The following is a 24,118-nucleotide window of genomic DNA, read 5'->3' on the forward strand; positions in this document are numbered from 1 at the left end:
TAATAAGACATTTTATTATGATTAGTGAGATATGTAAAATGAATTATTTCTGTATGAATTTTAATGTAAAAGATTTAATTTAACTACAAAGTCTGTATGGTTCATTTAGGATAGACTTAAAATGAAGTTTTGGGATTCAGCTCCTTTTTTGAATCTGATTGCTTCTTTTTGTATGTTTCATAGCTTGCTAGTGCTACTGAAAAAAAGAGGATTAGAAAGATGCGTTCTAAGACCAATAGTTTGTAGATGTCGTTGTTTTTTTCATCTTTAAAAAAATTTCGTATAATTAAAATAAACACAATTAGAATTGTATTTTGTAACGTTTGAGTAATAAAGTATTTCATTAGATGTGGCTTTTAAACTTCAGTATAGTAGTAGTAACTGAAAAAATATACTTTTCAAACAAATTTTGTAGGTTTTAGATTCTTAAAGTCAGAACTTATATTTATTGATTTAGTTTTGTCATATCGATGGCTCTCATTTTAAAATATATCTTTATAAACACTACAGCAATAAACAATCTATAGCCTCTGTATACCCAAATATTTACTGGGAAAGAGAATAATTCGTAGGTGTCTCTGATTTCAATTAAGGAATAAATGAAGTTTATGGTAAAGAAAATTCCAAAGAATAAATAAAAGTTTTTGGATAGCTTCATTTGTTAGTGATTGTTTGGTATTGCTCTCATTAGTCCAGCCATAAAATTGGCCCAATCAGAAATTATCGCAGCTGCCGCAGTAATAAGCATTAAAAATGCAGTGAAAGTCGGTTCTTTTATAGTTTTTACTTTTGCAATATTTAGTTGATCTAAAAATGGTTGTAAATTCATTTTTTCATTTTTTTAAAATCCTGTTTTTAAAAAAGTTTCTCGAGAACTTTTATGCTCATTTTTTAATGGATATTGTAGCTTTATAAACTCCATGCTCTGTATTTTTTTTAAGGGTTACGTACCAGCTGAATTATTCCCTTTTTTTGATAAAGCTTATATTATTTGACTATCGTTTTTATTTTTAATACTTTTCCTTTCTGAGGCCAAAACTAGGATAGTGGCAGACGTTGTGCAAATACTTGTTATCGGAATTCACGGAATTCCGACAAGATGTATTTTTAAAATATTAAAAATCAATACAATACAAATAACTTAGAAATTTAGTTTTTTACATTATTTTAATTTACATAATCTACTTTTGTACTAAACCAAATAACAATGACTAACCAACAATTTTTAAAAATAGTTCTTGCTGTACTGTTTCCTTTCTTTTTATGGTCGCAGACAAGTAAGCCAATTCAAAAATCGGATTCTTATGAAGATTTAAAAAAAGAGTTTATTTCACAGAAAAGTGATTATAATAAGAAAAGATTTATTTTGGAAATCATTTCTAATTCTTATTCTAAAAAAAATAATTTAAATCTTTCACGGAGTTTTTATCTTTTATCAACTTTATACAAAGGAAATAAAGCAATTCAATACCTTGATTCATCTATTGCTTATTCCACTAATCAAAATGATTATAATTTTCCAGCATTATCTTATTCTAGAAAGGCATATGAGTTAAGAATGCAATTTAAGTATAGCAAGGCTTTGGACAATTTTTTTAAAGCAGAAAAATATGCTAATGGTAATAATGAAGATTTAAATTTTTATATCAAGCGGTCAATTGGTGTTTTGAGGTCAGAGGAATTAGGTGAAGTAGAGGAGGCTTTGTTACTATACCGTGAATGTTTAAATTATATTAGAAAAAAGGAATTATCTTCTTTAAAATACAGTAGCGATTATCACAATCTTTTATTTGTGCTTGCGGATGCACATAAATCATTAAAGAATTTGGACTCTGCTAGTTTTTATAACAAATTAGGGTACAAAGAGTCTATTAAAACTAACGATAAGTTTTACATACCCTATTTTATTTTAAATGAAGGTGCAAATGAAATGTTAAAGAAAAATTATAAAGCATCTTTAGATAGTATAAATAAGGCATTGCCTCAGATAATATTAGATAAAAATTATGGTAATATACTGGCGTCTTATTTTTATTTAGGAAAGTCTTACGCAGGTATGAGTAATGAAAATAAAGCGATTCAAAATTTTATCAAAGTAGATTCTATGTATTTATTAAATAAAAGAATTACACCAGAGTTTATAAGTGGATATTCCTATTTAATTGAATATTACAAAAAAACTGGCGACAAAGAAAATCAATTAAAATTCTTAAATAAGATTATGAGTATTGATAGCATATTACATAGAAACTATAAATATTTAAATAAAGTTTTAGTAAAAGAATATGATACCCCGCACTTAATTGCAGAGAAAGAAGCTTTAATACAATCTTTGGAAAAAAGGCAATCTACTTCTTATATCTGGATTGTAGTTTTAGTTGTAGGTGTTACAGGCTTGTTTGGCTACCAATTTTATTTAAAAAAACAACACCAAAAACGATTTGAAGCAATTCTGCATCCAGCCATGACTACCGAAGAAAATAGTACTGTACTACAAACACAGCCTATAACACCTGATGCTAAAGAAAATCAAGTACAACAAAGTCTATCAGATGAAATAATACTTGAATTATTGGAAAAATTAATAGTATTCGAAAACGATAAAGGCTTTATAGAAAAAACAATTTCTATTCAAAAATTGGCTTTACAATTGAGTACCAATACTAAATATTTGTCTAAGGTAATTAATGAACAAAAAGGAAAAACGTTTGTACAATACATTAATGAGCTCCGGGTAAATGAAGCAGTTTTGCAAATGCAAGCACAACCTATTTTGCAAAATTATACCATAGCTTCATTAGCAAGTGAGTTTGGTTTTAATTCGGCAGAAGCCTTTTCGGCTGCTTTTTATAAAAAGTATAAAATCAAGCCTAGCTTTTTTATCAAAGAGTTGAGTAAAACTAGAGCTAGTTAACTGTTTTAAAATAAGTAAATAGAATTTTAGGTAGCGGAATTCACGGAATTCCGGTAAAAACTTTACATTTTTATTTACAGGAATCGTACAACTTTAATACATTTGAACCATTAAAATTACCTTAATTATGAAATTATTGCCGCTTTATTATTTTACTTGTTTTGTTTTTATTGCAAATATTGTAAGCTGTTTTTCTCAAGAGAACACGATAAGCAGTAATTTATTCAGCATAAAGCAGGATAGTTTATTAAATAATTGGTTTCAGAAAGATTACTTGCAAGACGGTCTACCAGGTATTTCCTTAGACAAATGGTATAAACAAAATAAAAGAATACCAAAAACTAATGAAATAATTGTTGCAGTTATTGATACTAAAATTGATTTAAAACACGAGGATTTAGAAAATCAAATATGGATCAACACAAAAGAAATTGCAAATAACGGCATAGACGATGATAGCAATGGATTTATTGATGATTTAAATGGTTGGAATTTTTTAGGATATAGTAATGGAGACTATATAAAATGGGGGAACAATGAGTTTGTGCGTATTATTAGAAAATGGGCACAGGTATTTAAAGATAAAACAGCGGCACAACTATCCAAGAATGAATTAAATCAATTCAAAGAATATGAAAGAGCCCAATTAAAATTTGGAACTGAAACTAAATTTTATAAAAATTGGTTAAGGTCTTTGCAGTATCTTATACAAGTATATCCATTGGTCAAAGACACATTAAAATACTATTTTCCAAAAGAAGACTATACAAACCAACAGTTGGATAGTTTGTATCAAAAGCATAAAATCAATGACAAAAGTTTTAGGAGCAGAAGGGATGATAACGACAAAGATCTAGGAGCATTAATTGATTATATGCGGGTTAGCTTAGGGTCAAATCAAAATACTTTAAAAGATATAAAAGATCAAGAATCACAACTTAATTCCATTGTAAATGAATGTTTAAATCTTGAATTTAATGAACGCCATTTTATTAACGATGACGTATTTGTCGCAAAAGGAAACAATGAAATAACAAATACAACTAAAAAAGAGCACACGATAGAGAATCACAGCACACTAGTTTCTGGAATAATTGCAGCTGATAGAACCAATGATATAGGAATAAAAGGGGTTGCACCTCATACTAAGATAATGCCTTTGGTTATTTGTAGTAATGCAGATGAGCATGATAATGATATTGCTGCAGCAATTCGTTACGCAGTTGATAATGGTGCAAAAGTAATCAACATGTCTTTTGGTAAGGAATTTTCGTTGTACAAAAACAGGGTAATAGACGCTTATAAACATGCCGAAAAGCATGATGTTTTGCTCGTTCATGCTGCAGGAAACAATAGTTTTAATGTTGATGAAAACCCATATTATCCAAGTGATGTTGATTATGAAAACCCAGATGAAGTTGTAGACAATTTTATAACTGTGGGTTCAATATCACAAAAAATAGATAGTAATTTTGTGTCTGAATTCTCTAATTATGGCAAAAAAAATGTGGATTTATTTGCTCCTGGAGATAAAATTTATACTACTACAGCTGGAAATAGTTATGCGTATGATTCAGGAACTTCACTAGCAGCACCTATGGTTTCAGGGGTCGCTGCTTTGATCTGGTCATATTATCCTAAACTTACAGTTCAGGAGGTAAAACAAATCATTTTAGATTCGGGTACAGCCTATGATATTGAGGTTTTGGTTCCCGGTGGAGAAGGTAAAAAAGTAAAATTTTCAGAACTATCTAAATCTGGAAAGGTTTTGAATGTCTATGATGCGATGGAACTCGCTAAAAAAGTGAGTAAAAAGAAACGATAATGAACAACTACCAAGTTCGTCCTTTCTCGCACTATGTTTTAAGAACCCCTTTATTTCCTTTGTCTTTCTATTGGGATGTTTTGGAAAAGTATTCTGAAAAGACCTTATTGTTGCAGTTTGAAAACCCTTATGTTAGAGAAGCCATTCGTATGGCTTCCCCGGAACTAGTAACGGCTTTAGACAAATGGAAATCTGATCCTTCCAGTCTATCCCATAAAAAAAGGGATGGATTACAGCTTAGCTTACTGAAATATATTGCGCGAATATCAACTCGTTGTACGCCTTTCGGATTATTTGCTGGTTGTACAGTGGGCAAAATAACTTCTGAAACGAAGATTATACTCAATTCAACTGAAAATTTTAGTCGTTTTACACAATTTGACATGCAATTTTGGGTGGCACTATTACACCAATTTGCTAAACGAGAAGAAGTTACAACCCGTCTCAACTATTATCCTAATAATTCGATCTATGCTCTTGGGGATTTTTACCGATATGTTGAATACAACTATGTAAAAACAAAAAGAGAGCACAGTATTTCAGCATTGCGAAAAACAGCACTTTTAAGTGATTTAGTGCTCCAAGCAAAATCCGGAATGACTGTTGATGAAATGATTTCTCTAATTGCCGACGATGATTCTGAAACCGCAGAAGCTTTAGAATATATTAATCAACTTATCGATTTTCAGTTTCTGGTAAATGAATTGGATGCAACAGTTACAGGTAGTGATGAATGGGCGCGTGTTTTTTCAATCATTGATAAAATTCCGAATTTTAAAAAAGAGTCTCTCCTTTTGCAAAGTATAAGAACTCAATTTTTAGTATTGGACCAAACGCTTGTCCCTTATGAAAAAAACTATGAAGCTATAAAGGATTTAATTCAGAAAATAGGTGTGGATCATGATGAAAAATATCTTTTTCAAACTGATTTAAATACGACCGCTTCCGTAAATACTTTGAGTACTAGTTCTCAAAAAAAAGTCTTCCAAGCGGTTCGTTTTTTAAACGGAATTCAAAAGCAAAAGAAGTCTGAAAACCATACGAGTTTTATAAAAGCATTCACTCAAAGGTATGAATCCAGAGAAATGCTTTTGGCAACTGTTTTGGATACTGAAACGGGAATTGGATATCTTCAAAATTCTGAAATGAATGATACGCATGAGATTTTGGAGCATTTTTCTTTCAAAAGTAAAGTTCAAGAATCAGTCATTCAGTCGTGGTCCTCTAATGATTTTATACTGGAGAAAAAACTACGGAAATGTAACCTGAAAAACGAAAAAGCCGTATCGCTTTCTGAGAATGATTTTCCGGATTTTGATCCTACTTGGAATAATGCACCAGCTACCTTTTCGGGAATGATTGAAATTGCATTGCATCAAGAAAAAGAATTGCTTTCAATTGAATCTTCGGGTGATGTTAGCGCAGCAAAATTATTAGGGCGTTTTTGCAATGGAAATGATGCAATTTACAATTTGACCAATGAAATTGTAATAAAAGAAGCGACCTATCATTCTGATAAAATTCTGGCTGAGATCGTTCATATTCCGGAATCAAGAACTGGTAATATATTAAGAAGACCTGTTTTCAGAGCATTTGAAATTGCCTATTTGGCTAACTCTGGAGTAAAGCAAGATTACACGATTGATCTTAATGATTTAATGATCTCGATACGCAACAACAAAATTATTTTGCGATCTAAGAAGTACAATACAGAAGTTATTCCTTGTTTGTCAAATGCCCATAACTATTCTAATAAATCGCTGCCTATTTATCATTTTTTATGCGATTTACAATCGCAAGATATAAAGCCCATTTATAGTTTCAGTTGGGGTGTTTTAGAAACACATTATGATTTTTTTCCAAGGGTTGAGCATAACGGAGTACTACTTTCAAAATCAAAATGGATGGTAAGTAAAACTGAAATTATGTCTTTTTATAAAATGGATGGCAATCAATTATTTGAAGATTTTTCGATTTGGAGAAAACAACGAAGCATTCCTCGTTTTGTAAATTGGGCCTATTTTGACAACACACTATTACTTGATTTTGAAAAAGAAATCGGGATTCAATTATTTTTAAAATCAGTTGTAAATCATGCTAAAATCACTTTAGAAGAATTTCTATTTAGAGAGGAATTTGTTGTGAAAAACGCAAACGGTGAAAATTTTGCCAATCAGTTTATACTATCCTTTTATAAAGAACAATTGTAAAGTATGGAAAGAGATTTTTGCATAGGGAGTGAATGGCTGTATTATAAAATATACACTGGAGTAAAAACAGCAGATCTTATATTGTCTGAAAAGTTTTATCCCTTAATTTTAGATTTACAAAAGGAAAAAATAATTTACAAATGGTTTTTTATCAGGTATAAAGATCCTGATGAACACTTAAGAATTCGTTTGTATTGTAAAACCCCAGAAAATACTGCGACGGTAGTCGCCAGAATGTATCCGGTTTTAAATATGTTGTTGGAACAAAATAGCATTTGGAAAGTGCAAACGGATACGTACCAAAGAGAAATGGAACGATATGGTAAAAAAACGATGATTGCTTCAGAAACATTGTTTTGGCATGATAGCGAAATGATAATACGTTATTTAGCGGTAAAGTCCTCTTTTGAAAAAAAGGAAATGCCCCTTTTATTTAGCTTTACTGCTATTGACACATTTTTAAATTCTTTTGGGTTAAGTAATTCCGATAAATTATCTTTAATGGATCAGTTACAACTGGCTTTTAAAAAAGAATTTGATGCGGATAAAAGTCTTAAAAAAGAATTAGATAAGCATTATAGAGAATTGTTTCCGGAAATGCAGCGGTTTTTACTAGGAAAAGCGGCAGAAGATCATCCTGAAATTTTCAATTTTATTAGTGCAAAGAATAAAAAACACAATGATATGATTAATTCCATTAAAGGAAAATTACAAATTCCTTTATCCGAATTTTTATGTAGTCACATTCACATGATGCTGAATAGACAATATACCTCGAAGCAAAGGCTGTATGAATTGATCATCTACGATCATTTATATCGTTATTATAAAATTCAAGAATATAGAAAATGAAACGCCCATGACAATCGTCATTGACAAACAGTAATATGATTATAGGCGTTCCAACTTCCAATAAAAACAAACATTATAAACAGATGAATTAAAAGGGTTTGGCTACTTATGTTAAACCCTATTGTTTTAAAGTAAAAGATGCAGTTTATTTAAATCCAGTTACTTCAAAAGTTCCGTTATTGATGGTATGCAGTAGCACACCATTATCAAAAACTTGAGTGTTTATTTCACCTCTACTTACTTTTAGTCCGTTGATGATTAGGCGTTCTTTAATAATATAACTTCCTGAGGTTTGAAACTTTTTCCAATCGACGGGACGAATCCATAGTAATTGAGTAGCTCTAAAAATGCCAATGTATTGCTCTAAATCGATCCTGTTTTCTGTACTGTTTTGGTCAAAAGTATAGGTTCCTTTATCCAAATCCCATAAATCTTTTTTGGATTTGATTATGGCGCGGTAACCGTTATCAGAATAGAAAAAAAACTGGTAAGGATTTGTTTTTAAACTTGAATCAAAACTTGAATAAGGTAGATTGGTTAAAAAATTTAGAGTGTTTGTTTCAAAATTTAGGTCTGAAATAAAACTAGTACATTCCGTGTTTCTAACATCTTGAATGGTTATTGTACCTTCTATATGTTTTCTTTTTTTATCAACATCCAACGCATCACTGTAAGATTGCTCCAGTAGTTCTCCTTTAAAATTAAAATGAAGATAATTTTTTGTTTCATCGTATTCAAAATTGGTAATTGTCATTAATCCTTTTGGATTAAAATCGGCTGTTTCAAAATGCATATTTTTATTGCGATAATCAAAAAGTGTGATGTTTCTTAAAGCACCATTTTTATTAAGGCGAAATTCGATTCTAAAACCCATATTATTAGAGCTATCATATCTACAGCTAGCGAATACACCGTTACAACTTTCGTTAGAACTTATAGAACTATTTGTTACTTTTAAATTTTCATTATCAATTTTAATTTCGAAAGACCTTTTGATGTCCTCTTTTTCTATTTCGTCTTTATCACAGGAGTATAATACTAAGAATAGAAGTAATGAAGCTACATTAATTAAAAATCTCTCGAAGTATTTATTTTGATTTGTCACAGTTGTTTTTTACCATTATACTTGTATTAGTTTGGATTCAAATTGTATTTTCTTGTATTATAAACTCTGGATATAATTATTAATCTATCGGCATTCTTGCAAACAACTTTATCCATAAATTGTACAACTTAGTTATTTAAAGTATTTTAACTAGTCGTCTTGGTTTAAAATATATTTTTTATTATCGTAAATTTTAAAATTCTTTCCCGAGTTTAAGGCCAATCCTTATTAATTCATCATATCCTCCTCCAGTTTTAAAGAAATGGTTATCTCTTATTACAGGGAGTTGCCCCCTGATATTAATTCCGATGGTAAAGTTTTTTGGTAGAGTATAGTCGTATCCTAATGTTGTAAGATAGACAAGTGTTTCTGTATTCTTAACTAGATAAGATAATTCAGTGTTCTTAGTTACTGTTTCATCGTTATTCAGAGTAAAATTGTATTGAAAATAATTTTGATAAGTGATTCTTTGTATATTATATCCCACGCCATTTGAAAAATATAGTAAATGTTTTTGCTTTTTTATTAAATTTAAATAAAAATGAGATGCAAATACGATTTGACTTATTGTTTTGTTTTCTTTAAACGAAATTTCATAATTCTTGATTTCATTACTATTTATAGTTCTTTCATCACCGTATGAAAAAACAGCTGGTACATTGTTGAATGAGCTACCTTCTAATGAAATTGAAATACCATATCGTTTTTTTAGATTGAAATAATATTCCATTTCTAAACCTTTAGTCCTATCGTCAATACTCTGATCACTAGACGCTTCAATATAATTGACAGATATTTTGCTAAATTTGTTATTCGTTTGTGCTTGTAGATTTGAAAAAAGCATAGTAGCAATTGCTACTATGCATAATGTGTTGTTAATTTTCATTTATTGAACAATTTTTGTTAAATAAGGTTTAAAATAATACTGTAACTTATCAGCTGCTCTTACAGAGTATTCCGTACCGTTATCATTGTATGTACCAGCTCCCGTGTCTCCAATAATTTGTGTTAAAACCGCTCTTCTGGAAACATTATTGTTATATCTTAATTTGCAGTTACCTCCAACTCTAACATCAAAGTTAATATCGATTTTAGGATCAAATGTAACTTTTTTCTGTTCAACATCCCAGCCTAATTTAACCGTTCCTTTTGCGTTTAAATTACCTGAAAAAGTATGATGAGATGCCCATGTCAATGTGTGCTCAGCTTCATGCATATTCCAATCGTCATCCCATAATATGTTTACATCTACCCAATTATGATTTCTCGCATCTCTTCTTTTTATATGCTGTCTAGTCATAAGTTGTCTCGAATCAGCAGACAGCGGAAAGACTAGATTATTATTATTATCTGTTGTCAAATTCGCTGAAGATCTCACCAATGTTATTGTTGTTGGTGTCAAAAATGTTCCCAAATGCTCCATCAAACGAATTTTGGGAATATTAACTTTCAGTACATCTGCATCCATTATTTTTGTATGGTCTACGTTAAAGTTCAAAAAACCTTGCCATCCCTGAAAGGCCCAATTTGGAGGATTATTACTTATTATTACAGGATTTGGGTTAGGGTCAGAAGCAATTCCACTTTCAATATACACTGCGGGTCTAACAACTAAAACAGGATTATTATAGGCAAAATCGTCGTTTATTATAGCAATTGGTTGTAAACCATATATTCCATTTACAGATTGATAGCCATAATTATAATTTTGTTCAATCATTGGATCCCAAGTAAGTGTAATTGTGTTTTCATCTTCTAAATTAAAGTTTTCTTCATAAGGGAAATAAACGTCAAGTCCTTGTGATGCATAATACTCAGAAAGTTCATCATATGTATCCTCGATAGTTCTTTGAGTCGTTGAAGCGTTAATTTTTTTCAGTTGACTTTTCAAGTTGGGATATTGATCAATATTTTTTCGTACTTCGTTTATAAGAGTTTTTCTAAATGATTCTTTTGCAGAAATTTTTATGTTGTTTCTATTTCTGGATAGTAATAATAATTCCTCTTTCGATATGTTTTTTCCCAGTAGCGCATTTACAGTTACTGCTTCTGAATTATCCCCTCTTTGATGTATTAGATCAACCAGATATTTGCGATTTTCTTTATCTGATAAAGTTTTACCTAATAATTGTGCAAACTCTTTCATCGCTTCAATTTTATTTGATTTCGCTGAATAATTCATTTCCAAACTATTATCTTCAATTTTATCTTCTCTCTCGCAAGAATTTAATGTAAATATTCCTACTGCAATTAATAATAAATATTTTTTCATGTCATTTTTAATTTTTTGTTGTTTTCTAAAAAGCCACTAATTCATAAGAGCTTTCTAAGATTTTAAACTGTTGTTTTCCAATATGGATATTCTACTTGTAAACAGAAATTCACTATGTCAGAAAAATTTAAAATTTTTTATAGAATAATCAAACTTTATCTTTCCGAGATAATTTGGTAATGTAAAGTTTCTCGAGAACTTTTGGGCTTAGTTTTTTAGAGATCATAGCACGATAACTCTTTGCTGTGTTTTTTCTGAAAGGGTTACAGTACAGCTGAAGTATTCCCTTGTAATTGGCCAATTGATTTTAAAAAGTGATTTAGATTTAGATAACGTCTTACCCAAAAGACTTTCACTTTCTTAAAGCCAAAACTACCCTCATATATTTTAACACACAAACACTTGTTATTGGAATTCGCGGAATTCCGTGTCCAAATTCCGTGAATTCCGATAGGTTATTTAAAAAAAGAAAGTAATTCATTTTTCTTTAGAAAATAAGGATCGTAATGTCTTTCAGAAAAATCATAATTTCTATTCTTCCAAACCATTCTTTTTTTCTTTAATTTTACATTTTTGAAAAACAACCATGAAAATACAATTAAGAGAACTCAGCACAGTAGAAGAAATGCTTGAAAACATTGAAGTAATGCGATTTTTATACCCCGCATTTACGGTAGAAAAATACAAATCGTATCTTACGGAGATGATTCCGAATAATTACAGGCAGGTAGCCGTTTTTGAAAATGAGATTTGTGTGGCGGTTTCTGGGTTTTGGTCGGGAACAAAACTTTGGTCGGGAAAATACATCGAAATTGATAATTTTATTGTGCATCCGGATCACCGTTCCAAAGGATTGGGCAAAATGATGACGGATTATGTAGATGCTTTGGCGAAGGAAACTGGTTGTACCATGATCGTTTTAGATGCCTTTACCGGAAATTTCACCGCGCATCGCTTTTATTACAATCAAGGTTATGTGCCAAAAGGGTTTCACTTTCTTAAGATTTTAAATGAAGAAGGATTAAGTTAAATTGAAAATTATGAAAAGATATAAAATAATTAGTCTCTTGTTGATCACCGCTATCAGCCTTACTTTTTGTGCCATGAAACAAGAACTTCAAACAGAATTTCCTCAAGAAATCCAGTCTGCTTTTTATCAGAAAATGAAAAACGGAACCGAAAGCAGCGGTACTCATTTTTATATCGAATTCAAAAAACCGCTTGCGACAAACATCAAATTGGAGAAAATCTATTTTCACAATCAAGAATCTTCTGTTGAAGAAATTACTAAAAGTACCGTTGTAGCACATTTTTATCAACGTAATAAAAAAGAAGATTTAATTTTGGATAGTAATCCTGCCAAAGAATACGGCAACAAAGCACCCGTAATTCAAAAATCTAAATTTGATTTAAAACCCAATGAAGCAATTTTGGAATACAAGAAAGACAATAAAACCCAGTTCTTTAAAATAACCAATCTCACAGAAAAGCCATTGCGGTAATTGCGCAATAGAAAAGCTTTTGTTATTGATTGTTCTCTTTCAAAACAAACATTCACTTCAGTGGATTAAACCAAAGAATTAGTTATTTTTGGCACTTTAATTTTAATAAAAACACCATTTTGGGATTATATAAAAATCTTTTTAAACAGACTGCCATTTACGGATTGGCAACGGTCATCCCCCGAATGTTCAGTTTCTTATTGGTGCCATTGTATACGGATTTACTCCCAAAAGCAGAATACGGAAAGGTTTCCATCATTTTTGCCTACATGATTTTCTTTAATGTCATTCTTGCATACGGTATGGAAACCGCGTTTTTTAGGTTTTACAACAAGGAAACCAACAAGAATTCAGTAGTAGAAACCACCTCGATTTCAATTTTTTGGACTTCCTTAGCATTTTTGTTTGTATCCTTATTGTTCCGAAACACCTTATCTCTTTGGTCCAGAATAGACGAACAATATATCAGCTACACCATTTGGATTTTAGTGCTCGACGCTTTAGTGATTGTTCCATTCTCTAAATTAAGGGTCAATCAGCAACCTGTAAAATATGCGATAATCAAAATAGGAAATGTAGCTGTCAATCTGTTTCTGAACGTTTTCTTTTTGAGTTATTTACCGGCGATTGCAGAGTCAAATCCAGACAGTGTTTTACGTTCTTTGTACTTGGAAGATTTTCAAATAGGCTATATATTTGTTTCCAATATTGTTGCCAGTTTACTTACATTTATACTGTTGTCACCCAATTACTTTAAATTGAAATGGCATTTTGATTATTCGCTATGGAAACGAATGATGAAATACGGTATGCCTATTATGGTGGCCGGAATAGCATTTGCTATCAACGACCAATTTGACAAAATATTATTGGGAAACTTATTGCCTCCTGACATTGCTGATGCCGAAGTGGGCGTTTATTCCGCCTGCTACAAACTTGGATTATTCATGGTTTTGTACCGAACGGCCTATACTTTAGGAATCGAACCCTTCTTTTTTAGCCACTCGGATAGTCAGGATGCGCCACAAACATACGCTACGATCACCAAATATTTTGTGATATTTGGCTCTTTTATATTACTGTCAGTCATCGTTTTTGCTGATATTCTGAAAGTAATTATGATTCAGGATGAGTCCTATTGGGAAGCCATGAAAGTAGTGCCGCTCATTATTTTGGCAAACTTCTTCTTAGGAATTTATACTAATCTTTCCGTTTGGTACAAACTGATTGATAAAACACATATTGGCGCCTATATTTCTATAGTGGGGGCCATAATCACACTCGCGTTAAATTACCTACTGATCCCAACAATGAGTTATTACGGGTCGGCAATTGCCACGATTGCGGCGTATGGAAGCATGATGTGTATTTCCTACTATTTCGGGAATAAATATTATCCTATTCCGTACGATACGAATAAAATTTTCATGTATCTATTGATTTCAGTAGGATTTTCGGCAGTTTCCTTTTATGGTTTCAGAGAGAATTATTACGTAGGAATCACATTATTACTTGTATTTATTTATTTTATATACCACAACGAAAAAGAATTATTAATCAAAATGTTGAATCGAAAAAAGAATTAGAATCTAGTTTTTAAGAGCTATTTCCTGCTATTCGTTGCAAATGAAATTCACTGAACTCAAATGAAAATAAAAGTATAGTGAAGTAATTTTTTCCTTTTTAAAGAAAAAAGGAAAAGGATTTCCACTACTATCAGGGCTATTACTAAAAAGAAACAACAATATGTACAGACAAGTGGCGACTTGTTTCTTCTAAATAAAAAAACAATGACAATAAACATCATCAACAAATCACAACATGCCTTGCCTAACTATGAAACTATAGCCTCTGCAGGAATGGACTTACGAGCCAGTTTAACTGAATCTATTATTTTAAAGCCACTTGGAAGAGCCATTGTCAAAACAGGTCTTTTCATTGAATTGCCCATAGGTTATGAAGCACAAGTACGTCCGAGAAGTGGTTTGGCTGCCAAAAAAGGAATTACGGTCCTGAATTCTCCTGGAACAGTAGATGCTGATTATCGTGGTGAAATTGGTGTAATTTTAGTAAATTTATCCAATGAAGATTTCATTATCGAAAACGGAGAGCGTATCGCTCAACTAATCATAGCAAAACACGAACGTGCGCAGTGGATTGAAGTACAAGAGCTAACAGAAACGTCACGAGGAGAAGGCGGTTTTGGAAGTACGGGAGTAAAATAGTTTTTGGTATTCAGTTGCAGTTAGCGGTTATGAAATAACGAAGTGAAGAATATATTTCAAATACAATGCTGCAAAAATTCGTTTAATCCATGTGATCTGTGGCGAACAAAAGCGATAGTTTGCAAATCGTGCAAACGTAAAAATAATAAAAACCTTCGTGAACTTTGCGAGAACCTTCGTGAACTTTGCGGTTAAAAAAATATTAAATGAAAATAATTGTTCCAATGGCCGGTCGTGGCTCACGTCTTCGCCCACATACATTAACCATTCCTAAACCATTAATTCCTGTCGCTGGAAAACCAATCGTTCACCGTCTGGTGGAGGATATTGCGGGAGTATTGAATCAAGATATTGAAGAAGTAGCCTTTATCATCCATGAAAGTTTTGGCAAAAAAGTAGAAGAAGAATTAATCGCTATCGCACAAAAATTAGGAGCCAAAGGCACTATTTATTACCAAAATGAAGCTTTAGGAACGGGTCATGCTATTATGTGTGCCAAAGATTCTTTGAGCGGACCTGCAGTTATTGCTTACGCAGATACGTTAATTCGTGCCGATTTTGATTTAGATAAAAATGCGGACAGTGTGATTTGGGTAAAACAAGTAGACGAGCCAGAAGCTTTTGGTGTTGTAAAACTGAATGAAGCGAATGAAATAGTAGAATTAGTGGAGAAACCGGCAACTTTTGTATCTGACCTTGCCGTAATTGGAATTTACTATTTTAAAGATGTTGCAGTGCTAAAAAACGAATTACAATTAGTATTAGACAACAACATTATCCACGGTGGCGAATATCAAATAAATGACGGGATCAAGCAAATGATGGCCAAAGGCATGAAATTTGTTCCGGGTAAAGTAGACGAATGGATGGATTGCGGTAATAAAAATGTAACCGTTGAAACAAACTCCAGAATGTTAGGATTCTTGCATAATGATGGCGAACATTTAGTGGACTTTGATGTCAAATTAGAAAATTCTATTATAATCCCGCCTTGTTATATCGGAAAGGATGTGGTTTTGATTAACGCAACTGTTGGGCCAAATGTATCTTTAGGTGATGGATGCCATGTTTCAAACAGTACGATAAAAAACAGTTTAGTACAAACACACTCTCATATCAAAAATGCAAATTTGGACAATGCGATGATTGGAAATTACGCTAGTTTTGATGGGAATTTTACAAGCATTAGTATTGGAGATTATTCGGTATTGGAATAAATAAAATACAATTCCTGCCTCTTTTTAAAATGGTGCAGGATTAAATTTAAAATGAAAAAAAGCGCTTTCATAATTTTATTTCTCGTTTTGCAATGCAATTCTGCTTTGCTGTGGGCGCAAACGGAGCCCGAAGAAATCAAGCTCGATACAGATCAATTTCAAGAACTTTTTTATGAATCCTTGCTTCAGAAAGGAATTGAAAATTATGATAAAGCGATAGTAGCTTTGGATAAAGCCAACAAAATAAAACCGAACGATGCAACTGTTTATTATGAATTGGGAAAGAATTACTTAGCATTAAAAGAGTATAAAAGTGCCTATAATTACTTTGAAAACGCCACCAAGATCGACCCTAAAAACAAATGGTTCTGGATAGGAATGTATGATGTGAGTTACGAAACTAAAAATTTCAATCAAGGTATTACCGTCATCAATAAGTTGATTGAATTTGATCCAAAATACAAAGAAGATTTGACCTCATTGTATATGGGAACCAATCAGTATGAAAAAGCTTTGGCATTGATTCAGGAACTCAATGAAACCTATGGAAAAACAGACCGAAGGGAATTGTACAAAAGCCAGATTTTATCAGTAGGTAAATTTCAAAATATGGAGATTACCAATCTGGAAGATCTAATTGTTAAAAATCCACAAGATGAGTTCAATTATATCAGTTTAATATTTTTGTATTCCAAAAATAATGAAGAAACAAAAGCTTTTGAAATAGTCAAAAAACTAGAAAAAGCAATTCCAGATTCGGAATGGGCACAAGTTAGTTTATTCAAAAATTATTTGGATGCTAATGACGCACCAAAAGCGATAAAAGCGATGAATGTCGTTTTGGCCAGTTCCAAAATAGATTCGAAAATAAAACACAGAATTCTGAATGAGTTTCTGATTTTCACGGATAAAAATCCGCAATATTCGCCTGATTTAGAGAAAGCTGTGAACTATTTTGACAATGATTCTTCCGTAGATGTAGCCAAAGAAGTAGGGAAATTTTTCCATGCTAAAAAACAATGGGAAAAAGCTATTATTTATTATGAAAAATCGACAAGCAAGGGAATAGGAGATACTGTAGAAACGAATTTACTTTTGCTTCAAGCGCATACAGAGATGAAACAATTTGATGCAGTAGCCAAAAAATCGTTGGCGCTGGTAGAGACTTTTCCAACACAACCGCAATTTTATTATTATGCCGGTTTGGCTAACAATCAGCTCCAACAATTTAAAAAAGCGAAAGATTTATTAGAAATGGGCATGGATTATGTAGTGGAGAATAAGGAATTGGAAATAAATTTCAATATCCAGCTTGGAGAAGCGTACAACGGTTTAGGAGATTTCAAGAAAAAAGACTTGTTTTTTTCTAAAGCCAATCAATTATTAAAAGAAAAAAAACAATGAAAAAAATTTCAATACTAGTACTACTTACTGTTCTTATGGTTTCGTGCAAATCGAAAGCCATTGCCATTGCAGCAAGTAATGAGCCTGTTGTGGAGGCAGGATATATGTCGGCCAAAAAAATAATAGAAAATCATTACAACAATAAAAACGAATTTTCTACATTATATATAAAGTCAAACGCCCGTTATGCTGATGACAAACAAACGCAAAATGTTACCGCTGAAATCAAAATCAAGAAAGATGAACAGATCTTGGTAAGCATACGTTTTCTGGGAATTACAATGGCAAAAGCATTAATCACTCCCAATACAGTAAGCTATTACGAAAAGATAAATGGGAAATATTTTGATGGCGATTTCAGTAGTTTAAGCCAATGGCTTGGAACGGATTTAGATTATAATAAAATCCAGAACATGTTATTAGGCCAGGCCATTGATGATTTGACAAAAGGAAAATATTTAGAATCATTATTGGAACAAACGTATCGATTGGATGATACATCAAATAAAAATACTAAAAAATCATTCTTTTTGGATGCCGATAAATTCTTGGTTCAAAAACAAGAAATCACGCAAACTGCTGAAGAGCGAATGATCAAAGTAGCGTATGCTAACAACAAAGTATACAATCAGGCTACATTGCCAACAAGCGTTTTAATTAATACATTTCAGAAGAAAGGAAATACCGAAATTAATCTGGAATACAACTCAGTAACTTTCAATGAAGAACTTTCTTTTCCTTATAGTGTTCCAAATGGGTACAAAAGAATTATAATTAAGTAAATTAGCAAAAATATTTTTTCAATATGCCAAAATTTCTCCTAAGCCTAATTTTTATCTGTATGACTTCATTACTGTGGAGTCAGGAATCTCAACAAGAAAAATTAGAAGAACGTAAAGCTCAAATTCAAAAAGAAATTCGAGAAAATGAAAAGTTATTACAATCTGTAAAGAAAAAAGAAAAATCTGCTGTTAACGTAGTGATTATTCAAAGCACTAAAATAAAGCTGAAAGAAAAATTAATAAACACCACTGAAAAGCAAACCAAATTGCTGAATAATGACATGTATATTAATCAGGTTCAAATCAATAAATTGAAAAAAGAATTGACTGAACTTAAGGCGGATTATTCTAAGATGATTGTGAAATCATATAAAAGCCGTTCATCGGAAAGCAGAGCGATGTTCTTGTTATCGTCTGAAAACTTTTTACAGGCTTACAAAAGAGCCCAGTATATGAAGCAATACACGAGCTATAGAAAAATGCAGGGTGAAGAAATAAAAACGAAGTCGAATAAGCTTACGGATTTTAATCAAAAACTAGATGTACAAAAAACAGCAAAACAAAAACTGATTGCTGAAAATGAAAAAGAACGATTGTCACTCGAAAAAGAGAAAAAAGAGCAGTTGAAGTTGGTTAGCGTTATCAAAAAAGATAAGAATAAGATTTCCCAAGAAATTAGAAAAAGACAACAAGAGTACAAAAAAATTGACAGGCAAATCAATAAACTAATTCGGGAAGCTATTGCTGCAGCCAACAGGAAAGCAGCCTTAGAAAAGGCAAAAGCCAATCCGAATGCCCCGGTTTCTAAAGCTGCTGTGTCATCATCCAAAATTGAATTAACTCCGGAAGCCAAAATTATTGCAGATAATTTTAGAGCTAACAGAGGAAGACTGCCTTATCCAGTTGAAAAAGGATATGTGTCATTAGGATACGGAAACCAAACGCACCCATTGTTTAATACGATAACCGTGCACAATAGCGGTGTAGAAATCACTACTGACAAAGGCGCAAGTGCAAGAGCAGTTTTTGGAGGAGAAGTAACCAGCGTTATTGTATTGTCACCAGTAAACAAAGCGGTAATGATACAACACGGGGATTACTTCACGGTCTATCAAAATTTAAGTTCCGTGAATGTTAGCAAAGGAGATAAAGTAAGTATAAAGCAAAGCCTTGGAAAAGTAAGAACTAATGGGGAAACGGGTAAAACGGTAATTAAATTCTTAATCCTTCAAAATACAACTTACAACAATCCTGAAGGTTGGTTGTCACCAAGATAAAGACAGTTATTTTAAATAAAAAAAGCACTATTATATTCCTTGGAATACGATAGTGCTTTTTTTATGACCGATATTTTAGTTAAGAAACTCTTTAAAACTAAAGCAAAAAAAAGTTTTGCAAAGAACCTTTTCAACGGTTATATTGTAAATTTATAATTAGTACAATTGATTTAATTTGTAAAAACAAATGCAAATTTAGAATCGGTTTAAAGTGCTATTCAGCTTTAGTAAAAGAAGAATTTATAGCCTTTATTGTTCCTTCAGTAGACCAAGTCCCCGAAACTATAATACGTCTGATAGTGTATAATGGATCAACAGGATCTCTTTTGGTAGATAAAATATAAGCCATTTTATAATCACTCTTTTTTATTTCTGGGATTGCATCGGTATTCCATAACCCAAACGGATAGGCAAAATCGGGTACTGGTTTCCCTATGATTTCCTCCAGTTTTGCTTTTGGTTTAACCAATTGTGTATTCCAGTCGTCTCCGGTATATTTTGTTACCATGTGATGATCCCAAGTATGTGCGCCTATCACATGCCCGTCGTCAGATAAGCTTTTAATTTGCTCTTTGCTCATATATCCGGGACGGTTAATAGAAACGGTCATTATAAAAAACACCCCTTTAAAACCATATTTTTTCATCTCGGCTGCGCCAATACTAAATTGTTCTTCTCTGGTATCATCAAAGGTAATCATGATTGGCTTTTCAGGTAATGGGTCATCAAAAACTAAATAATTATACAATTGTTCCGGCAAGATGGTGTGGTAGCCTGCATCAGCTAACGTTTTCATTTGTTCTGCAAAAGCAGGAGGTTTTACGGTATATACTTTCACGTTTCCACTCGCACTGGCGCTAAAATCCCTGATGTTATGATAACATAAAATTGGCACTTCTTTTTTCGAAAGAATGGTCGCGGCATCAGCAGCTACTTTTTTTGGAGCAATAATTTTTGCAGGAGCAGCAACAAGCGGGACTTCAGGAACTATTTTACGCGTTTCTGATTGACATCCCACCAATAAAAATAATCCAATGAAAACGGAATAAAGAATATTTTTCATAAGTTAAATAGTAATTATTGGTACTGAATGTAAATTGGTTTTGGAGTGAATTTCACTAATTCTTCAGGACTATAGATTTTCCAATCGTTTTTATTGTCATTTTTATAAAACAATTTAAAACCGGCAAATTGTACAGGTTCTCTATAAATATAACTGACGTAAGAATCTTTTTTTAATACCTTACTTCCAAAACCATCCATATCCATTACGATTTGAACTTCGGGTACGGTTTTGATTTCTTTGTAGTTTTTAACCATACCTTGTGTAAAACGGTGTATCACTAACACTTTTGGAGTCAGTTTATTTTTGCGGACAATGTCTGCCAAAATAGTAATGGCGTCATTAATATCTGCGGCCGTAAAATGTCCGATTTTAGAACCTGGACGTTCTCCGTTTTTCATCGAAAATTCAGGATCAATTCCAAGATGTACATTAGGCATGGCAAGATATTTTTCCAGTTCCGCTACTTCTGATTTAACAGTGCTGTGACCTACCTGGATATCTAAAAATACTAATGCATTGATGGGTTTTGCCCAACTGATAACAGTGTCAATTTGTTTAAAAGGCATTCGCAAGCGGTGCATGTTGTTTTTACCCGGAGCGCCTTGAGCCGTAACAGCAATGTAGTGCAAAGCGGGAATTGTTTTTACACTAGAATCAGCTGCCTGCCATTTAGCTACTTCGCCTTGTAATTTTGCCAACATTTCTTTTCGAGGAAGTTCACCCAAAATTCCCATTCTTGTGGAGTATAAATTTCCGTAATAAGCAATAATTCTATTGTATGGTAATAACGCACCGGGTAAAGGATAAGGCGCTTTTACAGGCCATCTGCCGGTGGTGTCATTGTTGCTTAAAGCGACCATTCTTTTGTTGAAATCAAGTGTGTCAATGGTAAGAGCGGTCTTTTTTTCTATTGAATCCGCTTTTTCAGTCTCTGTTGTCGTTTTTCCGTTTACAGTATCGGCCGCTTTGCCACGATCGCAGGATAAAGTACTTAACAACAATAAAGGAAGTGTGATACATGCAAGTGCTAATTTTTTCATAAGTAAATAATGTTGTTTTTTATTTAAAAGGAATATCGAAGTTTAAAGATAATTTAATTCTTGTTTCAATCACAAAGGTATGATTTTTAAAGAACGTCTTTTCAAGTAAAGTAGTGTTATAAAGCGGTATTTTTTATATAATTTACGGTTTAACGAGGGCTTTATATAATTTCACAACCTATTTTAATCAAATATAAAAACAGAATATAGTTCCGCTTATATGCAATCGAGAATTTTCTTTAATCAATCCTTGCTTAAAAATGATTTTTAGGAATAAAAATAAATAGCTAACTTTATAAACGTTTTTACTCATTCAAATACTCTAACAATTGTTCAAAAAATCCTCTTTTTTCCTCCTTTTTTTATGTAGTGCGACTGCTGTTTTTGGACAAATAAAAAAAGATACGATTGCCCTTTCAGAAATCACATTGAAGGGTTCGCCAATTAAAAATGTACTTCAAAATACGGCTTCTTCTGTTTCAGTGATTACCACAGCTGACATAAATAAAAGTGATGGAATTATTCTGACTCCGGTCTTAAACAAAATCCCTGGCGTTACGATGCAGCAAGGCGCTTTCAATACCAACAGGATTACGATTCGGGGTATTGGCGCCCGATCTCAATATGGTACCAATAAAATAAAAGCCTATTTTGATGGGATTCCATTGACTTCCGGTGAAGGCGAAACCACAATAGACGATATTGATTTAGGAGCGATCGAAAAAATTGAAATTATAAAAGGGCCAAATTCCACTAGTTTTGGTTCCGGTTTGGGCGGTGTAATCCAATTGTTTTCACGAGAAACGCCTTCGTTGGAATCATTCGGGAAATCAACAATCACTTTTGGAAGTTTTGGGTTGTTGCAGCAACGTCTTTCGGCAGGATACAGCGATTCCCAAACAAATGTATTTACAAGCTTTACGGATTTACAAAGTGACGGATTCAGAACAAACAGCTCCTACAACAGAAAATCATTTAACCTGCACGCCAAACAAAAAATTGTTCCCAATGGTAGTTTGTCATTTTTAGGAACATTCACTCGATTGAAAGCTTTTATTCCAAGTTCTATCAATGAGACTGATTTAAAAAATAATCCTGAGAAAGCAGCCGCAACTTGGGCAGCCGCGCAAGGTTTTGAGTCGTATGACAAATTTATGTTCGGATTAGGATACGAGCATCAATTTTCCGAGAAATGGTCTTTACAAACCAGTGTTTTTTCTAATTTTAAAGACGCGTACGAACCCAGACCTTTTGATATTTTGGATGAAAAAATAAATGCCGCGGGTTTTCGTTCCAATGTAAATTATAAAGACCAATTGTTTTCCTTGCCATTTGAACTGAGTTTTGGCACCGAATTATCAACTGAAAAGTACAAGTATTCTCTTTTTAAAAATTTGTACAAATCGCAACCGGGTCAAGGCAGTATTCAAGGAGACGAATTTAGTGCCGTCAAACAAAACCGGAATTACACCAACTACTTTTTACAAATGGAGCTTTGGATTTCAGAAAAACTGCATCTGGAAACCGGAATAGCATTTAACACAACCAAATATTCGTTACAAGATATTTTCGAAAATAATTCTGGGGGTCAAAAGATGCCTTTTACTTTTGGAAATGTTTGGTCGCCAAGAATTGGTTTGTCTTATAAAGTAAGCAAAGGGAAAAACATATTTACGTCGGTTAGCAAAGGATTTTCGGTACCTTCAGTTGCAGAAACATTGACTCCCGAAGGTCAAATAAATACCGATTTAAAACCAGAAATAGGTTGGAATTACGAACTAGGTTTCAAAGGAAATTGGCTTAAAAATAAAGTTTATACAGAAGTAACGTTTTATACCACACAAATTGAAAATTTATTGGTGGCACGACGCACCGCCAATGATCAATTTGTAGGAATTAATGCGGGCAGCAGTTCGCATACGGGATTTGAATTCTTAGTAAATTATAAACTTTTAGAGCTGACCCAATTTCAAATTACACCTTATTTTTCAGGAGCGGTGAATACTTTTAAATTCAAAGAATTTTTGGATGGTGGTGCGAATTATTCGGGAAACCAACTTACTGGAGTTCCCGAAAAACAATTCAATTTTGGAGTGGATCTAAATACAAAAAACGGATTTAGTGTCAACACTTCTTTCCGAACGATAAGTAAAATTCCGTTGAACGATTCCAATACAAAATATAGTGAGCGGTATTCGTTGCTCGACATTAAAACGACGTATGTTTTTACGATCCTTAAAATCCTAAAAACAGAGTTGAATGCTGGAGTTAATAATGCATTGGACACTAAATATGCAGCGAACATTCTGCCGAATGCTGTAGGTTTTGGGACTGCCGCCCCACGCTATTTTTATCCGGGAAATCCTGTCAATTTTTATGGTGGTTTTTCGGTGTCGTATGTTTTTTAGAGACCAATCCTAAGTGCGA

Annotated in this window: 20 protein-coding genes; 13 read left to right on the forward strand and 7 right to left on the reverse strand. The window is 32.6% G+C overall.

Annotated elements, in window-relative coordinates; genetic code table 11:
• Positions 1 to 445: 445 nt before the first annotated feature.
• Positions 446 to 658 carry a hypothetical protein gene (locus BMZ76_RS15680; protein ID WP_143071048.1) on the reverse strand — a complete coding sequence of 71 codons (213 nt, stop codon included), beginning with the start codon at positions 656 to 658 and terminating at the stop codon, positions 446 to 448.
• A gap of 3 nt (positions 659 to 661) precedes the next feature.
• The gene (locus BMZ76_RS15855; protein WP_167547412.1) at positions 662 to 829 is read right to left on the reverse strand and encodes a hypothetical protein; all 168 of its coding nucleotides are present in this window, start codon (positions 827 to 829) and stop codon (positions 662 to 664) included.
• Between the two features lie 378 nt (positions 830 to 1,207).
• Here BMZ76_RS15855 and BMZ76_RS03745 point away from each other — a divergent pair, with 378 nt between their 5' ends.
• From BMZ76_RS03745 to BMZ76_RS03760, 4 genes are all read left to right on the forward strand, one after another.
• On the forward strand, positions 1,208 to 2,914 hold the full coding sequence (locus BMZ76_RS03745) for a helix-turn-helix domain-containing protein (protein WP_091203374.1): 1,707 nt from the start codon (positions 1,208 to 1,210) through the stop codon (positions 2,912 to 2,914).
• A 127-nt stretch (positions 2,915 to 3,041) separates the two neighbouring features.
• Positions 3,042 to 4,739 (forward strand): S8 family serine peptidase, encoded by a 1,698-nt coding sequence (locus tag BMZ76_RS03750; RefSeq protein ID WP_091203375.1) that lies wholly within the window; start codon positions 3,042 to 3,044, stop codon positions 4,737 to 4,739.
• On the forward strand, positions 4,739 to 6,949 hold the full coding sequence (locus tag BMZ76_RS03755; RefSeq protein WP_091203376.1) for a lantibiotic dehydratase family protein: 2,211 nt from the start codon (positions 4,739 to 4,741) through the stop codon (positions 6,947 to 6,949). Before BMZ76_RS03750 ends, BMZ76_RS03755 begins: the two co-directional genes overlap by 1 nt.
• Before the next feature lie 3 nt (positions 6,950 to 6,952).
• Positions 6,953 to 7,801 carry a thiopeptide-type bacteriocin biosynthesis protein gene (locus tag BMZ76_RS03760; protein ID WP_091203377.1) on the forward strand — a complete coding sequence of 283 codons (849 nt, stop codon included), beginning with the start codon at positions 6,953 to 6,955 and terminating at the stop codon, positions 7,799 to 7,801.
• Positions 7,802 to 7,946: 145 nt separating this feature from the next.
• Here the strand turns inward: BMZ76_RS03760 and BMZ76_RS03765 are convergent, their stop codons facing one another.
• From BMZ76_RS03765 to BMZ76_RS03775, 3 genes are all read right to left on the reverse strand, one after another.
• On the reverse strand, positions 7,947 to 8,906 hold the full coding sequence (locus BMZ76_RS03765) for a hypothetical protein (RefSeq protein WP_143071049.1): 960 nt from the start codon (positions 8,904 to 8,906) through the stop codon (positions 7,947 to 7,949).
• Between the two features lie 193 nt (positions 8,907 to 9,099).
• Positions 9,100 to 9,792 carry a hypothetical protein gene (locus tag BMZ76_RS03770; RefSeq protein WP_091203379.1) on the reverse strand — a complete coding sequence of 231 codons (693 nt, stop codon included), beginning with the start codon at positions 9,790 to 9,792 and terminating at the stop codon, positions 9,100 to 9,102.
• Positions 9,793 to 11,178, reverse strand: a complete 1,386-nt coding sequence (locus tag BMZ76_RS03775) for a hypothetical protein (protein ID WP_091203380.1) — start codon at positions 11,176 to 11,178, stop codon at positions 9,793 to 9,795.
• 586 nt (positions 11,179 to 11,764) lie between these two features.
• Between BMZ76_RS03775 and BMZ76_RS03780 the strand changes: the two genes are divergently transcribed.
• The 8 genes from BMZ76_RS03780 (at position 11,765) to BMZ76_RS03815 (ending at position 19,585) form a co-directional block, all read left to right on the forward strand.
• Entirely contained in the window at positions 11,765 to 12,208 is a 444-nt protein-coding gene (locus BMZ76_RS03780; RefSeq protein WP_091203381.1) for a GNAT family N-acetyltransferase, read from the forward strand.
• Between the two features lie 10 nt (positions 12,209 to 12,218).
• Positions 12,219 to 12,680 (forward strand): hypothetical protein, encoded by a 462-nt coding sequence (locus tag BMZ76_RS03785; RefSeq protein ID WP_143071050.1) that lies wholly within the window; start codon positions 12,219 to 12,221, stop codon positions 12,678 to 12,680.
• Positions 12,681 to 12,799: 119 nt separating this feature from the next.
• A complete protein-coding gene (locus BMZ76_RS03790) occupies positions 12,800 to 14,266 on the forward strand; it encodes a lipopolysaccharide biosynthesis protein (protein WP_091203517.1) in 1,467 nt (488 codons plus the stop codon).
• Positions 14,267 to 14,470: 204 nt separating this feature from the next.
• Positions 14,471 to 14,905, forward strand: coding sequence for a dUTP diphosphatase (gene dut, locus BMZ76_RS03795; protein ID WP_091203383.1), 435 nt, complete (start codon positions 14,471 to 14,473; stop codon positions 14,903 to 14,905).
• Positions 14,906 to 15,111: 206 nt separating this feature from the next.
• Positions 15,112 to 16,122: a sugar phosphate nucleotidyltransferase gene (locus BMZ76_RS03800; RefSeq protein ID WP_091203384.1), complete on the forward strand. Its 1,011-nt coding sequence runs from the start codon at positions 15,112 to 15,114 to the stop codon at positions 16,120 to 16,122.
• A gap of 51 nt (positions 16,123 to 16,173) precedes the next feature.
• Entirely contained in the window at positions 16,174 to 17,526 is a 1,353-nt protein-coding gene (locus BMZ76_RS03805) for a tetratricopeptide repeat protein (protein WP_091203385.1), read from the forward strand.
• On the forward strand, positions 17,523 to 18,308 hold the full coding sequence (locus BMZ76_RS03810) for a lipoprotein insertase outer membrane protein LolB1 (RefSeq protein WP_091203386.1): 786 nt from the start codon (positions 17,523 to 17,525) through the stop codon (positions 18,306 to 18,308). Before BMZ76_RS03805 ends, BMZ76_RS03810 begins: the two co-directional genes overlap by 4 nt.
• Positions 18,309 to 18,367: 59 nt before the next feature.
• Positions 18,368 to 19,585 carry a murein hydrolase activator EnvC family protein gene (locus tag BMZ76_RS03815; RefSeq protein WP_244281743.1) on the forward strand — a complete coding sequence of 406 codons (1,218 nt, stop codon included), beginning with the start codon at positions 18,368 to 18,370 and terminating at the stop codon, positions 19,583 to 19,585.
• Between the two features lie 214 nt (positions 19,586 to 19,799).
• Here BMZ76_RS03815 and BMZ76_RS03820 read toward each other — a convergent pair whose 3' ends face one another.
• Entirely contained in the window at positions 19,800 to 20,648 is an 849-nt protein-coding gene (locus tag BMZ76_RS03820) for a polysaccharide deacetylase family protein (protein ID WP_091203388.1), read from the reverse strand.
• A gap of 14 nt (positions 20,649 to 20,662) precedes the next feature.
• Entirely contained in the window at positions 20,663 to 21,691 is a 1,029-nt protein-coding gene (locus BMZ76_RS03825) for a hypothetical protein (protein ID WP_091203389.1), read from the reverse strand.
• Between the two features lie 329 nt (positions 21,692 to 22,020).
• Here BMZ76_RS03825 and BMZ76_RS03830 point away from each other — a divergent pair, with 329 nt between their 5' ends.
• Positions 22,021 to 24,099, forward strand: a complete 2,079-nt coding sequence (locus BMZ76_RS03830) for a TonB-dependent receptor family protein (protein WP_091203390.1) — start codon at positions 22,021 to 22,023, stop codon at positions 24,097 to 24,099.
• Positions 24,100 to 24,118 lie beyond the last annotated feature (19 nt).

It is taken from the genome of Flavobacterium xueshanense (assembly GCF_900112975.1).
Lineage (GTDB): Bacteria > Bacteroidota > Bacteroidia > Flavobacteriales > Flavobacteriaceae > Flavobacterium > Flavobacterium xueshanense.

Excerpts from the sequence above, each read along its gene's own strand:
- BMZ76_RS15680 (WP_143071048.1), bottom strand. The coding sequence starts at position 658 with ATGAAGCTATCCAAAAACTTTTATTTATTCTTTGGAATTTTCTTTACC.
- BMZ76_RS15855 (WP_167547412.1), bottom strand. The coding sequence starts at position 829 with ATGAATTTACAACCATTTTTAGATCAACTAAATATTGCAAAAGTAAAA.
- BMZ76_RS03745 (WP_091203374.1), top strand. The coding sequence starts at position 1,208 with ATGACTAACCAACAATTTTTAAAAATAGTTCTTGCTGTACTGTTTCCT.
- BMZ76_RS03750 (WP_091203375.1), top strand. The coding sequence starts at position 3,042 with ATGAAATTATTGCCGCTTTATTATTTTACTTGTTTTGTTTTTATTGCA.
- BMZ76_RS03755 (WP_091203376.1), top strand. The coding sequence starts at position 4,739 with ATGAACAACTACCAAGTTCGTCCTTTCTCGCACTATGTTTTAAGAACC.
- BMZ76_RS03760 (WP_091203377.1), top strand. The coding sequence starts at position 6,953 with ATGGAAAGAGATTTTTGCATAGGGAGTGAATGGCTGTATTATAAAATA.
- BMZ76_RS03770 (WP_091203379.1), bottom strand. The coding sequence starts at position 9,792 with ATGAAAATTAACAACACATTATGCATAGTAGCAATTGCTACTATGCTT.
- BMZ76_RS03775 (WP_091203380.1), bottom strand. The coding sequence starts at position 11,178 with ATGAAAAAATATTTATTATTAATTGCAGTAGGAATATTTACATTAAAT.
- BMZ76_RS03780 (WP_091203381.1), top strand. The coding sequence starts at position 11,765 with ATGAAAATACAATTAAGAGAACTCAGCACAGTAGAAGAAATGCTTGAA.
- BMZ76_RS03785 (WP_143071050.1), top strand. The coding sequence starts at position 12,219 with ATGAAAAGATATAAAATAATTAGTCTCTTGTTGATCACCGCTATCAGC.
- dut (WP_091203383.1), top strand. The coding sequence starts at position 14,471 with ATGACAATAAACATCATCAACAAATCACAACATGCCTTGCCTAACTAT.
- BMZ76_RS03800 (WP_091203384.1), top strand. The coding sequence starts at position 15,112 with ATGAAAATAATTGTTCCAATGGCCGGTCGTGGCTCACGTCTTCGCCCA.
- BMZ76_RS03805 (WP_091203385.1), top strand. The coding sequence starts at position 16,174 with ATGAAAAAAAGCGCTTTCATAATTTTATTTCTCGTTTTGCAATGCAAT.
- BMZ76_RS03810 (WP_091203386.1), top strand. The coding sequence starts at position 17,523 with ATGAAAAAAATTTCAATACTAGTACTACTTACTGTTCTTATGGTTTCG.
- BMZ76_RS03815 (WP_244281743.1), top strand. The coding sequence starts at position 18,368 with ATGACTTCATTACTGTGGAGTCAGGAATCTCAACAAGAAAAATTAGAA.
- BMZ76_RS03820 (WP_091203388.1), bottom strand. The coding sequence starts at position 20,648 with ATGAAAAATATTCTTTATTCCGTTTTCATTGGATTATTTTTATTGGTG.
- BMZ76_RS03825 (WP_091203389.1), bottom strand. The coding sequence starts at position 21,691 with ATGAAAAAATTAGCACTTGCATGTATCACACTTCCTTTATTGTTGTTA.